The sequence below is a fragment of the Streptomyces sp. WAC05374 genome, from assembly GCF_004353505.1.
Taxonomy (GTDB): Bacteria; Actinomycetota; Actinomycetes; order Streptomycetales; family Streptomycetaceae; genus Streptomyces.
This window is the reverse complement of record NZ_SMNQ01000003.1, coordinates 35,004-50,033: the sequence shown is the minus strand read 5'-3', so window position 1 is coordinate 50,033 and position 15,030 is coordinate 35,004. Positions and strand designations below refer to the sequence as shown.

At 71.9% G+C, this 15,030-nt stretch carries 16 protein-coding genes; 10 read left to right on the top strand and 6 right to left on the bottom strand.

Features of this window, described 5'->3' with window-relative positions; genetic code table 11:
- Window positions 1–89: 89 nt before the first annotated feature.
- The 4 genes from E2B92_RS07865 to E2B92_RS07850 all read left to right on the top strand — a co-directional run bounded on the left by E2B92_RS07865 (window position 90) and on the right by E2B92_RS07850 (window position 4,612).
- Window positions 90–1,208 carry a 5-(carboxyamino)imidazole ribonucleotide synthase gene (locus E2B92_RS07865; protein ID WP_235023754.1) on the top strand — a complete coding sequence of 373 codons (1,119 nt, stop codon included), beginning with the start codon at window positions 90–92 and terminating at the stop codon, window positions 1,206–1,208.
- A complete protein-coding gene (gene purE / locus E2B92_RS07860; protein ID WP_126886832.1) occupies window positions 1,205–1,729 on the top strand; it encodes a 5-(carboxyamino)imidazole ribonucleotide mutase in 525 nt (174 codons plus the stop codon). The genes E2B92_RS07865 and purE overlap by 4 nt, the downstream gene beginning before the upstream one ends.
- Window positions 1,726–2,910, top strand: coding sequence for a dipeptidase (locus tag E2B92_RS07855; RefSeq protein ID WP_126886833.1), 1,185 nt, complete (start codon window positions 1,726–1,728; stop codon window positions 2,908–2,910). Before purE ends, E2B92_RS07855 begins: the two co-directional genes overlap by 4 nt.
- 628 nt (window positions 2,911–3,538) lie before the next feature.
- A complete protein-coding gene (locus E2B92_RS07850; RefSeq protein WP_126886834.1) occupies window positions 3,539–4,612 on the top strand; it encodes a dipeptidase in 1,074 nt (357 codons plus the stop codon).
- Between the two features lie 10 nt (window positions 4,613–4,622).
- Here E2B92_RS07850 and E2B92_RS07845 read toward each other — a convergent pair whose 3' ends face one another.
- The gene (locus tag E2B92_RS07845; protein ID WP_126886835.1) at window positions 4,623–5,012 is read right to left on the bottom strand and encodes a VOC family protein; all 390 of its coding nucleotides are present in this window, start codon (window positions 5,010–5,012) and stop codon (window positions 4,623–4,625) included.
- Window positions 5,013–5,051: 39 nt separating this feature from the next.
- Window positions 5,052–6,395, bottom strand: a complete 1,344-nt coding sequence (locus E2B92_RS07840; RefSeq protein WP_126886836.1) for a UDP-glucose dehydrogenase family protein — start codon at window positions 6,393–6,395, stop codon at window positions 5,052–5,054.
- Window positions 6,396–6,575: 180 nt separating this feature from the next.
- Here E2B92_RS07840 and E2B92_RS07835 point away from each other — a divergent pair, with 180 nt between their 5' ends.
- Both E2B92_RS07835 and E2B92_RS07830 read left to right on the top strand, forming a co-directional pair.
- The gene (locus E2B92_RS07835) at window positions 6,576–7,733 is read left to right on the top strand and encodes an acyl-CoA dehydrogenase (RefSeq protein ID WP_126886837.1); all 1,158 of its coding nucleotides are present in this window, start codon (window positions 6,576–6,578) and stop codon (window positions 7,731–7,733) included.
- 113 nt (window positions 7,734–7,846) lie between these two features.
- The gene (locus E2B92_RS07830) at window positions 7,847–8,494 is read left to right on the top strand and encodes a hypothetical protein (protein WP_126886838.1); all 648 of its coding nucleotides are present in this window, start codon (window positions 7,847–7,849) and stop codon (window positions 8,492–8,494) included.
- Window positions 8,495–8,551: 57 nt separating this feature from the next.
- Here the strand turns inward: E2B92_RS07830 and E2B92_RS07825 are convergent, their stop codons facing one another.
- Window positions 8,552–9,328 carry a MerR family transcriptional regulator gene (locus E2B92_RS07825; RefSeq protein WP_126886839.1) on the bottom strand — a complete coding sequence of 259 codons (777 nt, stop codon included), beginning with the start codon at window positions 9,326–9,328 and terminating at the stop codon, window positions 8,552–8,554.
- Between the two features lie 95 nt (window positions 9,329–9,423).
- Here E2B92_RS07825 and E2B92_RS07820 point away from each other — a divergent pair, with 95 nt between their 5' ends.
- Window positions 9,424–10,518 (top strand): serine hydrolase domain-containing protein, encoded by a 1,095-nt coding sequence (locus tag E2B92_RS07820; RefSeq protein WP_126886840.1) that lies wholly within the window; start codon window positions 9,424–9,426, stop codon window positions 10,516–10,518.
- 295 nt (window positions 10,519–10,813) lie between these two features.
- Here E2B92_RS07820 and E2B92_RS07810 read toward each other — a convergent pair whose 3' ends face one another.
- Complete coding sequence (locus E2B92_RS07810) at window positions 10,814–11,692, bottom strand: helix-turn-helix domain-containing protein (RefSeq protein WP_126886841.1); 879 nt, start codon at window positions 11,690–11,692, stop codon at window positions 10,814–10,816.
- 279 nt (window positions 11,693–11,971) lie between these two features.
- Complete coding sequence (locus E2B92_RS07805; RefSeq protein ID WP_126886842.1) at window positions 11,972–12,406, bottom strand: ATP-binding protein; 435 nt, start codon at window positions 12,404–12,406, stop codon at window positions 11,972–11,974.
- A 134-nt stretch (window positions 12,407–12,540) separates the two neighbouring features.
- Here E2B92_RS07805 and E2B92_RS07800 point away from each other — a divergent pair, with 134 nt between their 5' ends.
- From E2B92_RS07800 to E2B92_RS07790, 3 genes are read left to right on the top strand one after another with little or no spacing between them, the layout of a single operon-like run.
- Window positions 12,541–13,377: a helix-turn-helix domain-containing protein gene (locus E2B92_RS07800; RefSeq protein WP_126886843.1), complete on the top strand. Its 837-nt coding sequence runs from the start codon at window positions 12,541–12,543 to the stop codon at window positions 13,375–13,377.
- Window positions 13,374–13,556, top strand: coding sequence for a DUF397 domain-containing protein (locus E2B92_RS07795; protein ID WP_126886844.1), 183 nt, complete (start codon window positions 13,374–13,376; stop codon window positions 13,554–13,556). The genes E2B92_RS07800 and E2B92_RS07795 overlap by 4 nt, the downstream gene beginning before the upstream one ends.
- A gap of 1 nt (window position 13,557) precedes the next feature.
- Window positions 13,558–13,734, top strand: coding sequence for a DUF397 domain-containing protein (locus tag E2B92_RS07790; protein WP_126886845.1), 177 nt, complete (start codon window positions 13,558–13,560; stop codon window positions 13,732–13,734).
- 25 nt (window positions 13,735–13,759) lie between these two features.
- On the opposite strand, the gene E2B92_RS07785 is transcribed toward E2B92_RS07790, so the two are convergent.
- Window positions 13,760–15,028 (bottom strand): LCP family protein, encoded by a 1,269-nt coding sequence (locus tag E2B92_RS07785; RefSeq protein ID WP_126886846.1) that lies wholly within the window; start codon window positions 15,026–15,028, stop codon window positions 13,760–13,762.
- Window positions 15,029–15,030: the final 2 nt, after the last annotated feature.

Here is a 15,030-nt window from a genome sequence, read left to right as displayed (position 1 = left end):
ACCACCGGCCCACCAGGCCGCGCGGGAACGGCTGAGGCCCTCCCGCCGGGGCCGGATACCCTAAGAGGGTGACGTTCCCGGTAGTAGGCATGGTCGGCGGCGGTCAGCTGGCCCGCATGACCCACGAGGCGGGCATCCCCCTCGGCATCAAGTTCAAGCTCCTCAGCGACAGCCCCCAGGACTCGGCGGCCCAGGTGGTGAGCGAGGTCGTCATCGGCGACTATCGCGACCTGGACACGCTGCGTGAGTTCGCACGCGGCTGCGATGTGATCACGTTCGATCACGAGCACGTACCCACCGAGCACCTGCGGGCCCTGGAGGCGGACGGCATTCCCGTCCGGCCGGGGCCCGACGCGTTGGTGCACGCCCAGGACAAGGGCGTGATGCGCGCCCGGCTCGACGAGATCGGCGCGCCCTCCCCACGGCACCGGATCGTGGCCGACCCCGCGGACGCGGCGGCCTTCGCCGCGGAGACGGGAGGCTTCCCGATCATCCTCAAGACGGTGCGCGGCGGGTACGACGGCAAGGGCGTGTGGTTCGTCCGCTCCGAGGACGAGGCCCGCGACCCGTTCCTGGCGGGCGTGCCGGTCCTCGCGGAGGAGAAGGTCGACTTCGTCCGCGAGCTGGCGGCGAACATCGTCCGCTCCCCGCACGGCCAGGCCGTGGCGTACCCCGTGGTCGAGTCACGGCAGGTCGACGGCGTCTGCGACACCGTGATCGCCCCCGCTCCCGACCTGTCGCCCGAGCTGGCCGGCCAGGCCCAGGAGCTGGCCCTGCGCATCGCCAAGGAACTGGGCGTCGTGGGCCACCTCGCGGTCGAGCTCTTCGAGACCCGCGACGGCCGCATCCTCGTCAACGAACTGGCGATGCGCCCCCACAACTCGGGCCACTGGACCCAGGACGGCGCGGTCACCTCGCAGTTCGCCAACCACGTCCGCGCGGTGCTCGACCTGCCGCTCGGCGACCCCCGCCCGCGTGCGACGTGGACCGTCATGGCGAACGTCCTGGGCGGTGACTACCCCGACATGTACCAGGCGTACCTGCACTGCATGGCCCGTGATCCCCAGCTCAAGATCCACATGTACGGCAAGGACGTGAAGCCCGGCCGCAAGGTGGGCCACGTCAACACCTACGGCGACGACCTCGACGACGTGCTGGACCGCGCGCGTCACGCCGCCGGCTACCTGCGAGGAACGATCACCGAATGAGCACCCCCCTCATTGGCATCGTCATGGGCTCCGACTCCGACTGGCCCGTCATGGAGGCCGCGGCGCAGGCACTCGACGAGTTCGAGATCCCCTACGAGGTCGACGTCGTCTCCGCGCACCGGATGCCGCGCGAGATGGTCGCGTACGGCGAGCAGGCGGCCGACCGGGGCCTGAAGGCGATCATCGCCGGAGCCGGGGGCGCCGCCCACCTGCCCGGCATGCTGGCCTCCGTCACGCCCCTGCCCGTGATCGGCGTGCCCGTCCCGCTGAAGTACCTGGACGGCATGGACTCCCTGCTCTCCATCGTGCAGATGCCGGCGGGCGTCCCGGTGGCCACCGTCTCCGTGGGCGGCGCGCGCAACGCGGGCCTGCTGGCGGCGCGCATCCTCGCGTCCTCCGACCCGGACCTCCTCTCCCGCATGGCCGACTTCCAGCAGGAGCTGAACGACCAGGCCACGGAGAAGGGCAAGCGGCTGCGGGCGAAGGTCGAGGGCTCGGCCTCGTTCGGCTTCGCCAAGTGACGGGGCTCGTGGACGAGGCGCGCGAGCTGCTCGCCTCGTTCCCCGTGGTCGACGGCCACAACGACCTGCCGTGGGCGCTGCGCGAGCACGCCGGGTACGACCTGGACCGGCTCGACATCGCGGCCGACCAGACGGGCCGGCTCCACACCGACCTCGCCCGACTGCGGGCGGGCGGGGTCGGGGCCCAGTTCTGGTCGGTGTACGTGCGCACCGGCATGGCGGGCGACGACGCGGTCAGCGCGACGCTGGAGCAGATCGACTGCGTCGACCGGCTCCTGGCCCGGTACCCGGCCGACCTGGCGCCCGCGCTGACGGCCGACGACATGGAGGCCGCCCGCGCCTCCGGCCGGATCGCCTCGCTCAAGGGCGCCGAGGGCGGCCACTCCATCAACTGCTCGATGGCCACCCTGCGCGCCCAGTACGCGCTGGGCGTCCGCTACATGACGCTCACCCACAACGACAACGTGCCGTGGGCCGACTCCGCCACGGACGAGCCGGGCGTCGGCGGCCTGTCGCCGTTCGGCCGCGAGGTCGTCCGCGAGATGAACCGGCTCGGCATGCTGGTCGACCTCTCCCACGTGGCCGCCACCACGATGCGCGACGCCCTCGACACCTCCGAGGCGCCGGTGATCTTCTCGCACTCCTCCGCCCGTGCGGTGTGCGACCACCCGCGCAACATCCCCGACGACGTCCTCTCCCGCCTGCCCGGCAACGGGGGCGTCGCCATGGTGACCTTCGTGCCCAAGTTCGTCCTGCCCGCCGCCGTCGACTGGACCCGGCGGGCTGATGAGAACATGCGGGCGCACGGCTTCCACCACCTGGACACCACCCCGGAGGCGATGCGCGTCCACGCGGCCTTCGAGGAGGCCGACCCCCGCCCGGTCGCCACCGCCGCCACGGTCGCGGACCACCTGGACCACATGCGGGAGGTCGCGGGCATCGCCCACATCGGCATCGGCGGCGACTTCGACGGCACGGCGTTCACGCCCTCGGACCTGTCGGACGTCTCGGCGTACCCGAACCTGATCGCGGAACTCCTCGCCCGCAAGTGGTCCCGTACCGACCTCGCGATGCTCACCTGGCAGAACGCGGTGCGGGTGCTCGGCGACGCGGAAGCCGTCTCCCGTTCCCTGTCCGCCCGCCCACCGTCCACGGCCACGCTCACGTCCCTGGACGCCTGACCGCCCACCCGCCCGGCCGGTGCCGGTGGGTGGTGCGGCCTCCCGGTCGGTCCACGCCCCACGGGCGGCTGCCCCCGGCCAACGCCGGGTGGTGGTGGGGCGTGGCCCCTCCGGGCTCGCCTCCTCGAGGCCGGCGGCCTTGGGTCTCACGTAAAGGGAGCCCTTCCGTCGCCGCCAACCTCTGCGGGGGCGACCCTGCACGGCCCCACCCCGGGTGGGACGCCGACTGCGGGCCGGTGGGTGTGAAAGACGGCGAGCCCCCGGCCGTACGCCGACCGCGGGCCGGTGGGTGTGTGGGGACGGCGAGGAGGGGCCGTGCAGGGTCGCCCCCGCTGGGGGTCCCCCCACGCCCTCCGGGCGTAGGGGGACGATTGGCGGCGAGATACGGTCACGAGACCGGCTCGGCACCCCGCCAACGGCGAGGAGGCGAGCCCGGAGGGGCCCCGACCCGGACCCACCGGCCGCAACCGACCGCCCGGTCACCCACACCGCGCCGCACGGCACACCGCACCGCACAGCACCCCGCAGTCACCCGGACGCAGTACGTCGCCGCGACCGCCACCGGGGCCCGTGCCACCGTGGCCGTAACGAACAGTGGCTCGTCGCCCGTCCCGGAGCGGAGCTCCCCATGGCAGACCTGCAGGACCACCCGTACGCAGCACCCTCCGCGATAGGTGAGTTCGACGACACGCCCGACGGCGCCGCCGAGGCGCCCACCCCGGCAGAGGTCGACGTCGAGCGGGCCCGCGTACTGCTCGCCGCGCAGCTCGTCGTCGACGGCCACAACACCCTCGCCCAGGAGCTCGACCGCACGCACTGGCACGACCTCCAGCACGGCTCGGCCCTCCTCGACACCGACTTCCCGCGCATCCGCGCCGGCGGCGTCGGCGCGCAGTTCTGGTCGCTGTGCGTGGCGCCCGGCCCCGCCGCCGTCCAGGACACGCTGGACCGCATCGACGCGGTACGGACCCTCATCGAGTCCTGCCCCGAGGCGCTGCGGCTCGCCCTGACCGCCGCCGACATGGTGCGGGCCCGCGACTGCGGCCGGATCGCCTCCCTCCTCGGCCCCGTCTCCGGTACCGCCCTGGGCGACTCGCTGGGCACGCTGCGGGCCTATCACGCGCTCGGCGTCCGCAGCCTGAGCGTCGCCGGTACGCGCTGGACCGCCGACCCCGCCGGGCTGACCCCGTTCGGGGAGGAGGCGGTGCGGGAGATGAACCGCCTCGGGGTCCTCGTGGACCTCTCGGGCGCCTCCGAGGCCACCATGGACCGGGTCCTCGACGTCTCCAAGGCGCCGGTGATCCTCTCCCACTCGGCGGCGCACGCCCTGACCCCGCACGCGGACAACGTCACCGACGACGTACTCCGCCGGCTGCACACCAACGCGGGCGTCTGCATGGTGAGCTTCGCCCCCGACCAGGTCGGCCGCCACGGCGACCAGCCGGCCACCCTGTGGGACGTGGCCGACCACGTGGAGCACGTCCGCGAGGTCGCCGGGCCGGAGTGCGTCGGGCTGTCGGGTTCGTACGGCATGGCCACCGACGCCCCGCACACCATCGGCCTGGAGGACGCGTCCTGTTACCCGAACCTGATCGCCGAGCTGCTGCACCGCGACTGGTCCGAGGCCCATATCGCGGCCCTGACATGGGGCAACGCGGCGCGCGTCGTGCGTGAGGCGGCCCAGGCCGCGCAGCCGGGTTAGAACTGCCGCGCTACGCCCGGCACAGGCAGAACGGGTGCCCCGCCGGATCGGCGTACACGCGGAAGTCCCGCTTGCCCCCGTCGTCGTCCACGTCGAGTGGCCGGGCGCCCAGTGCCAGCACCCGCTCCTGCGCGGCGTCGAGGTCCTCGACGGTCAGGTCGAGGTGGAGCTGCTGGGCGTTCCGGTCGGCCCGTGGCCACTCGGGCGGCCGCAGGTCCGGCGCCCGCTGGAAGGCGAGCCGCTGCCCGTCGGGGAGGTACAGATTGATCCAGTCCCCGTCGCCGGGACCGTCGCCGGGGCCGCCCTTCACCTCGCCGCCGAGGACGGCCGCGTAGAACTCGGCGAGCCGGCGCGGCTCGGGACAGTCGATCGCGGTCAGAGTGAGCGTCGCGAAACCCATGGCGGCCGGGTGCCCCGGGACACCGGCGTCATGCACGCATCAGGCGCGGGGGCGGCCCATCGCGCGGTACGTCCAGCCCGCCTCGCGCCAGCGCTCCGGGTCCAGCGCGTTGCGGCCGTCCAGGATGAGCCGGTTCGCCGCGACCTCGCCCAGCTCCGCCGGGTCCAGCTCGCGGAACTCGCGCCACTCCGTGAGGTGCAGCACCACGTCCGCGCCCCGCACCGCGTCCAGCGCGCTGTCCGCGTACGCCAGCGTCGGGAAGAGCCGCCGGGCGTTGTCCATGCCCTTCGGGTCGTAGACGGTGACCTGGCCGCCCTGGAGGTGGATCTGACCGGCGACGTTCAGCGCGGGGGAGTCGCGCACGTCGTCGGAGTCGGGCTTGAACGCCGCGCCCAGCACGGCCACCCGCTTGCCGAGGAACGTGCCGTCGCCCAGGGCCTCCCGGGCCATGCCCACCATCTGTCCGCGGCGGCGCATGTTGATGGAGTCGATCTCCCGCAGGAAGGTCAGGGCCTGGTCCGCGCCCAGCTCACCGGCGCGCGCCATGAACGCCCGGATGTCCTTGGGCAGGCAGCCGCCGCCGAACCCGATCCCCGCCCGCAGGAACTTCGCGCCGATCCGGTCGTCGTACCCGATGGCCTCGGCGAGCCTGACCACGTCGCCGCCCGCGGCCTCGCAGACCTCCGCCATGGCGTTGATGAAGGAGATCTTGGTCGCGAGGAAGGAGTTCGCGGCGGTCTTCACCAGTTCCGCGGTGGGGAAGTCGGTCACCACGAAGGGCGACCCCTCCTCCATGGGAGTGGCGTACACCTCACGCAGCAGCTTCTCCGCCGCCGCGGTCTCCACGCCGACCACGATCCGGTCGGGGTGCAGGGTGTCCTGCACGGCGAAGCCCTCACGCAGGAACTCCGGGTTCCATGCCAGCTCGGCGTCCGCGCCCACCGGCGCCCGGTCGGCGAGCAGCCGGGCGAGCCGCTCGGCGCTGCCGACCGGCACGGTCGACTTGCCGACGACCAGCGTGGGCCGCTTCAGGTGGGGGGCGAGCGAGCCGAAGGCGGCGTCGACGTACCGCATGTCGCACGCGTACTCGCCGTGCTTCTGTGGCGTGTTCACGCACACGAAGTGGACGTCGCCGAATTCGCCGACCTCCTCCCAGGAGGTGGTGAAGCGCAGCCGCCCGGTGGAGCCCTCGATCCCGGCGACGTGCTTGCGCAGCAGGTCCTCCAGGCCCGGTTCGTACATCGGCACGCGTCCGGCCGAGAGCATCTCGATCTTCTCGGGGACGACGTCGAGCCCGAGCACCTCGAAGCCCAGCTCCGCCATGGCCGCCGCATGGGTGGCACCCAGGTATCCGGTGCCGATCACGGTGATCTTGAGGGCCATACGGTGCTCCATTGACGTACGGGAGGAAGTGCGGGCCCGAGCATAGTCGGGCCCGGCGGCGGGCACCGTTCCTGCGGGACCGGGGCTGTCGTCAAACTCACGTATGCCTGGCTCCGCACGGCCCACTAAAATTCGGGTTACTTAACGGTAGTTAGCAGCAGCCCAGGGGAGTGAGAGAAAGTGGCGGGAACGCCTGACTTCGATCTGTACCGCCCGTCCGAGGAGCACGACATGCTCCGGGACACCGTCCGCTCGCTCGCCGAGGCCAAGATCGCCCCGTTCGCCGCCGCGGTGGACGAGGAGGCCCGCTTCCCGCAGGAGGCGCTGGACGCGCTCGTCTCCTCCGACCTGCACGCGGTGCACGTCCCCGAGAACTACGGGGGCGCGGGCGCCGACGCCCTCGCGACCGTCATCGTGATCGAGGAGGTCGCCCGCGTCTGCGCCAGCTCCTCCCTGATCCCGGCCGTGAACAAGCTCGGCTCGCTGCCCGTGATCCTCTCCGGCTCCGAGGAGCTGAAGAAGAAGTACATGACCCCGCTCGCCAAGGGCGACGCGATGTTCTCGTACTGCCTCTCCGAGCCCGACGCGGGCTCGGACGCGGCCGGCATGAAGACCAAGGCCGTCCGTGACGGAGACCACTACGTCCTCAACGGCGTCAAGCGCTGGATCACCAACGCGGGCGTCTCCGAGTTCTACACGGTCATGGCGGTCACCGACCCGACCAAGCGCTCCAAGGGCATCAGCGCCTTCGTGGTGGAGAAGGGCGACGAGGGCGTCTCCTTCGGCGCGCCGGAGAAGAAGCTCGGCATCAAGGGCTCCCCGACCCGCGAGGTCTACCTCGACAACGTCCGCATCCCCGCCGACCGCATGATCGGCGAGGAGGGCACCGGGTTCGCCACCGCGATGAAGACCCTGGACCACACCCGCATCACCATCGCGGCCCAGGCCCTCGGCATCGCCCAGGGCGCCCTGGACTACGCCAAGGGGTACGTGCAGGAGCGCAAGCAGTTCGGCAAGCCGATCGCCGACTTCCAGGGCGTGCAGTTCATGCTCGCGGACATGGCGATGAAGATCTCCGCCGCCCGCGCGCTCACCTACCAGGCCGCCGCCGCCTCCGAGCGCGGCGACGCCGACCTGACCTACCTGGGCGCGGCGGCGAAGTGCTTCGCCTCCGACATCGCCATGGAGGCCACGACGGACGCCGTCCAGCTCCTCGGCGGCTACGGCTACACCCGTGACTACCCGGTCGAGCGCATGATGCGCGACGCCAAGATCACCCAGATCTACGAGGGCACCAACCAGGTCCAGCGGATCGTCATGGCCCGCAACCTGCCGTAACACCACCGCGCCCCTCCCGCGACCGCACAGGACGGCCCCCGGCGATCCGCCGGGGGCCGTTGCGGTTAGGCTGCGCTGCCGCACAACCAGCACAGCACCAGGTGGGAGTCCCCATGAGTGTGGATCGACAGATCTCCGCACTGCTCAAGCAGATAGCGACCCAGGACGTCGTGGTCGTCACCAACGAGTTCTCCCACGCCGGGCGGGCCGCCACCCTCGCCCACGTCGTCGAGCACTACGGCTTCGAGTACGCCGAGGCCCGGCGCGAGGGCCACGACAGCCGGACCCTCGCCGTCTACCTGTACCGCGACCCCGCGCCCGAGGCCCGCGCCCGTGAGGCGGCGACCATCGCCGCGCACCCGCAGGCGGGCATGGGCGGTACGGTGCCCGGCCTTCAGCCCGGGACCCTGAAGCCGACCGCCGAGGCGGCGGAGGCGGTCGCCCTGACGAAGGCCCGCATCGGGTTCGACGTCATGACGCAGATGGCCGGGGCGCGGAAGATGGGCTTCGCCTGGTTCTGCGTGGCGGGCCTGGTGGTGACGCTGCTGATCTGCCAGATGTACGTCGCCGCCCTCGCGGGCGGTGCCGCCCTGGCCGGGCTCCTCGTGGGAGGCGTCAAGATCAGCGAGGTCCGCCGGCAGCGCCTCGCCCAGCGCCTCCAGGAGGCGGGCTTCACCCCCGTCCAGGACGAGACGGGACGCCGGCGCTTCCTCCGCCCCGGCCAGCAGCTCCCCGGCCACGCGAACCCCTTCGCGGCCTGACGGCCGGAGCGGACAGGCGTCGGCGTCCCCGGGGGCGGCCCCCACAGGGGCAGGCCGTCACTGACGCGGGACCTCGATGCCCGCCGCGCGCAGGTGCCCCTCGACCAGCGTGTTCAACCGGGCGATGGACGGCGCCTCGTCCTCCCGGTGGTGGTTGACCACTCCGTACCGAGAGACCGCGTCGGGCCGGTGCCGTTGCGCGGTCGGCATGGTCAGCAGCGCGCGGTCGGCCAGCAGGTTGGCTGCCACCGCGGAGGCCAGCTCCTCGATGCGCGGGTCGTCGGGATGCCAGGACCTCGCCTCCCAGCCGCGCTTGGTCAGCTCGATGAACTCGGGGTCGCCGAGTCGGTGTTCGAGGTTGGCCAGGAAGAGGTCGAAGAGCTCGGGAGCCAGCGCCCGCGACAGCACCAGGGCCTCCCGCTGGGTGGTGACGTAGTCGGGGTTGAAGTCGAGCTCGGCGAGCCGCTCCAGGACCGCGCAGGCCCGGTCGGGCAGCAGGGCGCGGTCGCCGTGGGCGAGCCGGTGCAGGGTGTCGCGGCGGGCGGTCAGCTCCTCGATCTGTTCGGTGAGCCGGCGGCGGACGTCGTCCAGAGCGGTGGCGAACCGCTCGGGGGCAGCGTCGAGCAGCTCGCCGATCTCGGCCAGCGGCACGCCCGCCCCGGCGAGGGCCCTGACCTGGACGAGCCGCAGCAGGTCGGCCGACCCGTAGCGCCGGTAGCCGGAATGGTCCCGTTCCGGTTCGGCGACCAGGCCGAGCCGGTGGTAGTGCCGCACCGTCTTGACAGTGATCCCGACGAACGCCGCCGCCTGACCGATCGTGAGCCCCTCTGTCATGGGGCGAGAGTAACGCCCCTCGGTCGCCTTGACCTTGACCTTGGGTCAGGGTCCAGCCTCATCTCGCACCCGCTGACACGAGATGAGGAAGCACCATGAGTGAGCAGAACACCGCCGCCGCGCAGGACCGCCCCGAGCTGCGACGGGCCATGCAGGAGATCGTCGACGCCGGTTTCGCCGGGGTGCAGTTGCGCGTGAACGACGAGCTCGGCGAGTGGATCGGAAGCGCCGGCGTGAGCGAGCTGGGCATGACCGCGAAGCCGCCGACCGACGGGCACTTCCGGGTCGGCAGTGTCACCAAGACCTTCGTCGCGACCGTCGTCCTGCTGCTCGTGGACGAGGGCAGGCTCGGCCTTGAGGACCTGGTGGCCGACCACCTGCCCGAGCTCGGGCTCGACCGGCGGATCACGGTACGGATGATGCTGCAGCACACCAGCGGGCTGTTCAACTTCACCGGCGAGTTCGCCGCCGACGGGACGGTCGAGCCCGGTGTGGTCGCCGGCTTCGGCAAGGAGTGGGCGGACCACCGGTTCGTGACGTACCGGCCGGAGGAGTTGGTGCGGGGAGCGCTGGCGAAGCCGGCGCGGTTCGAGCCGGGGACGGCCTGGAGCTACTCCAACACCAACTACGTCCTGGCCAGGCTGCTGATCGAGAAGGTCACCGGCCGCCCGCTGCCCGAGGAGACGCACCGGCTGATCCTGGGCCCGCTCGGGCTGACCGGCACCGTGCTGCCGGAGACCCGGGAGGACATCCCCGAGCCGCACGCCCACGGCTACTTCGGCTACGACGACGCCGGCCAGTGGAAGGTGGTCGACACCACCCGCTTCAACCCTTCCTGGGCGTCCGCCGCCGGCGACATGATCTCGACCACCCGGGACCTCCACACGTTCTTCTCCGCACTGAACGGCGGCAGGCTCATCCCGTCCGAGCTGCTGGCCGAGATGCGCGTCCCGGACCCCACGATGGGTTACGGCCTCGGGGTGTTCGTGGAGGAACTGGAGGGAGGCGGCACGGTCCTCCACCACAACGGAGGGTTCTGGGGCTGGGGTGCGCTGATGTACAGCACGCCCGACGGCACCAAGACCCTGACCGGCTCGCTGACCGCCGGGGACGCCGAAATGGACCTGCCCACCATGACCGGGAGGTTCGAGAAGGTGAAGCAGACGCTGGTCAAGGCGGTGTTCGCCTAGCGGGCGTCCCCCGCCGGACACCCCTGGGGGCCGTCCGGTGGTGCAAGAGCGACGCCACGGGCGAAGAGCGGCCACGGCCACCGCGCCGGCGGAGCACGCCACGGAACACCGGTCCCGCTGCCGGCGAGAATGCCATGGACAGCCCCGCGATCGCCCTTGCGACGACCGCCATGTCGCACGTCGTCCGGCACGTGTGGCTCACGCCGAGCCCACTCCTGATCCGACAGATCACCCCGCCCCACACCGGCCGGAACGATGCGACTGCCGCCCCGGGCACACGACCCGGCGGACAGGCCTAGGCGGCCTCCGGGAGATCGGATCGGCAGTCCCGGCAGCGGCCCGGCTCCGGTGCCCGGAAGGCGCGCTCGCAGGAGTCGCAGGTCTGGAACGGGTCTCTCGTGGACTTCGGCGGGGCTGTCGGCAGGGGTGGTGGCAGGAGTGCGGTGAGCCGGTGCGCGAGGAGCCCGGCGGGCTGTCTCAGCCGGTCGGGCAGGTCGGCCGTCAGGGCGTGGCGTACGGCGTCGGGATGCGCGTCGCGCTCCAGCCAGGCGGCCACGGCGGGCGCCAGGCGGCGGATGTCCTGCTCGCCCAGCAGCAGTCGGGCATCGTCGCGGCGCAGCCCGGCGAGGATGCCGGCGGCCAGGCGGTGGCGCTCCAGGTCGGGGGCCTGCGGCTGGGGCAGCGGCGGGCGGGGCGGCGCGGGCGCCCGCTGCGGTACGGGTGCGGGTGCGGGTGCGGGTGCGGGTTCTGGTTCTGGTTCTGGTTCTGGTTCCGGCGGCGGGGGCGCGGGCGGAAGTGTCGCCGGGGCGGCGCCCGGGTGGTCGTACGCCACCGTGCGGGTGACCAGCTCGCCGCCCGGGAGGCGGACCAGCGTGCGCTCCAGGTAGCGGTGCTCCTCCAGCTCCCGCAGCGCGGCGGCGATGCGGCCCTCGCTCTCCGGGAACCGGTCGGTCAGCACCTTGATGCCGACCTTCGCCCCGTCGGGCAGCGACTGGATGTGCACGGCGAGCCCGATCGCGGTCAGTGACAGCTCGGCGTGCTGGGCGAGGTGGTTGCCGACGACCGTGAAGCGGTCGGTGTGGCGTGCCCTCACGTGGCGGACACCGGAACCGGTGACGCGGCCGCGAAGCCGGGACGGGGCGCGCGAGGGCGCGCTAACCTGCTGGGTATCCATCGGGAAGCTCCGTACTTCCTTGATGGTCAGGCCCTCGATCGGGATGCCAGTCCCGGCCGGGGGCCGACGTCTGTCTGTGGTTGTCGCCGCGAGCATATGCCCGCCAACCCGACCTAAATCCAGCCCAATTGGGCAAGGTCACCCGGGAGAGTGACCGAAGGCGGTGGGGTGGGTGGGGTGGTTTTCCCGTTCCTCACAGACGTTCTTTGATCTTTTGCATCGTGGGCCACCACGTCGCGGACCACCGGGTCGCGGAAACCCGCGACCCGGTGCGACCGGTCACGGTACGAGGTCGAGCTCGGCCCAGACGGTCTTGCGGGGCACGGGCCCGGCCGTGACGCCCCACCGGTCGGCGAGCGCCTCGACGATCAGCAGGCCGCGCCCGCACTCGGAGTCGAGGGCGGGTGGGATGGCGGCACTGGGCGGCAGCCGGTCGCCACGCGTGTCCGTGACCGCCATCCGTAGCCGCTCGCCCGCGCCCTCGACGACGAGATCGAGGCGGAAGTCCCGGCCCGGAACGCGCCCGTGGGAGGCGGCGTTGGCGGCCAGCTCGGCGACGATCTGGGCGGCCGACGCCGACGGCAGCCCCCAGTCGGCCAGTTGGGCGGTCGTCAGCAGGCGGGCGAGGCGGGCGCCACGGCGGGTGGGGGAGAGCAGCACGGTGAACTGCCGCACGGGAGCGGAAGGTTCGGTTCGGGTGATTTCCAGGTTCACGTGACTCAGCGTTGCCGTCCCGTGCTTACGCTGACCAGAGCGACGCGTGTACGGACAGTGACTGTCCAGCCGGTGCACGGCCCTGTCCATCGGGTACGCCGTCGCGCACGGACACGGGCGGAGGCGGGTGTCGTATGACGGACGAACCGGAACAGGACGTCGACCTGGAGGACGACTCCGGAGCGGTGATCGCGGCGGTCGGACGCCAGGTCAGGCTGTGGCGCGAGGCCGCGAGCATGCGCGCGGCGGACCTGGGCGCGGCCATCGGGTACGGCGAGAACCAGGTCTACAAGGTGGAGGCCGGCAAGCGCATCCCCAAGCCGGAGTTCCTGGACAGGGCGGACGAGGCCCTGGGCGCGGGTGGCAAGCTCGCCGCGATGAAGAAGGACGTGGCGGAGGCCAGGTACCCGAAGAAGGTCCGGGACCTGGCCAAGCTGGAGGCCGACGCGGTCGAGATGGGGGCCTATGCCGCGGGCGTGGTGCACGGGCTGCTCCAGACCGAGGAGTACGCCCGCGCGCTGTACGGGGAGCGGCGCCCCGCCTTCTCCGAGGACCAGGTTGAGCACTTCTTAGCAGCGCGGATGGCCCGGCAAGCAGTCTTCGAGCGGCAACCCGCACCTCTCCTGACCTTTGTCCAAGAAGAGGCGACGCTGAGGCGGCCGACCGGGGGCACAATGGTGCTGCGCCGCCAGCTCGAACACCTGCTGGAACTAAGCGTGTTGAGGCACGTCGAGATCCAGGTCATGCCGACGGAGACGGAGGAGCATGCGGGACTGAACGGCTCACACCGGGTGCTCAAGCTGAGCGATGGGACGGCTGTGGGGCACATCGAGGCGCCGCTCACCAGCCGCTTGGTCAGTGACCCCAAGGTGGTCCAGATCCTGGAAATGCGGTACGGCATGATCAGGGCGCAGGCGCTGACGCCTCGGTCATCGCGGACCTTCATCGAGAAACTGCTGGGAGAGACATGAACGCCGAGTTGACCTGGGTCAAGAGCAGCTACAGCACAGCGGACGGCCCCGACTGCGTCGAGGTCGCCGCCGCGCCCGACACCGTCCACGTCCGCGACTCCAAGAACGTGCCCGGCCCGCAGCTCGGCTTCGCACCGGACGCCTGGGCGGCCTTCGTGACGTACGCGTCACGGAGCTGACGTGGAGCCGGCCTGGGTCAAGAGCAGCTACAGCACCAACGACGGCCCGGAATGCGTCGAGGTCGCCGCCGCGCCCGACACCGTCCACGTCCGCGACTCCAAGAACGTGCCCGGCCCCCGGCTCGGCTTCACGCCCGACGCCTGGGCCGCCTTCGTGACGTACGCGTCCGGGAGCTGACCTCCGGCCCCCGGACGCGGCACCGTCAGTTGCCCGTGACGGTCACCTTCTCGTCGTTCTGGATCTGCTGCACCAGTTGCTGCACCTTCGCCTTGTCCCAGACCAGGTTGCCGCCGCGGGTGCCGTTGATCGGCATGTTCATCGACGTGCCGTCGCCGCCGCTGATCCCCTTCATCGCGAAGAACATCTCGCCCAGGTCGAACAGCGACATGTCCTTGTCGACGATCAGGGTGTCCAGGCCCGCGCCCATCGTCGGGTAGAGCTTGAACGGGTTGAGGATCGTGCCCGGCGTCGCCGCCTGGCTCGCCAGTGCCGACAGGAACTTCTGCTGGTTCTTCGTCCGCGCCAGGTCCGACTCGGCGAAGGCGTACCGGGTGCGGACGAAGGCCAGGGCCTGCTCGCCGTTGAGGGTCTGCTTGCCGGCCTGGAAGTCGGCACCGGACTTCTTGTCCTTGAAGCCCTTCTCGATGTTCATCTCGACACCGCCGAGGGCGTCGACGATGTTCGCGAAGCCGGCGAAGCCGATCTCGGCGTAGTGGTCGATGCGCAGCCCGGTGTTGTGCTCCACCGTGCGCACCAGCAGCTCGGGGCCGTCCTCGGCGTACGCGGCGTTCAGCTTCACCCGGCGGCCCTGGGCCGGGAAGGTCTTGCCGGACTCGGAGCCCACGAAGGAGGGGATCTCCACGTCCGAGTCGCGGGGCAGCGAGATCATGGTGTTCCCGCTGCCGCAGGCCGCCAGGATCATCATCGAGTCGGTGCGCTTGCCCTCGGCGGAGCCCGTGTGCAGCTTCTTCTTCTCCTCGGCCGTCATGCCCTCACGGCTGTCGGAGCCGACGATCAGGTACGTCGTGCAGTCGCCCTCCTTGGGGCGGTCGATGACCTTGGCGAGGTCGACCTCGCGGCGCATCTTGCCGTCGGCCCAGAAGTACGTGCCGATCGTCGTGCCGAGCACGGCGACCAGGACAACGATCGACCCGATCTTGATGCGGCGGCGCCAGTCGGGCGCCGGACCGGGGGCCCGGACCGCGCCGCGGTCGGGGACGCGGGGGCCGCCGCCACGGCCGCCGCCCTGCGGGCTGCCGTAGACCTGCCCGGTGTTGTAGCCGCTGTCGTAGGCGTCGTCGTACCCCCGCGACTGCTGCTGGGGGACCGGCGGGGCCGGCGGGTGCTGCGGCGGCGCGGCGGGGCGCCGCACCTGGCGCATCCTGCGGGCGCCCTCGGGCTGGGCATCGGCGCTGCCACGGCCGTAACGCGCGTTGCGGTCGTCGGTCCATCCTTCGGGCCAGTCGTTCATGC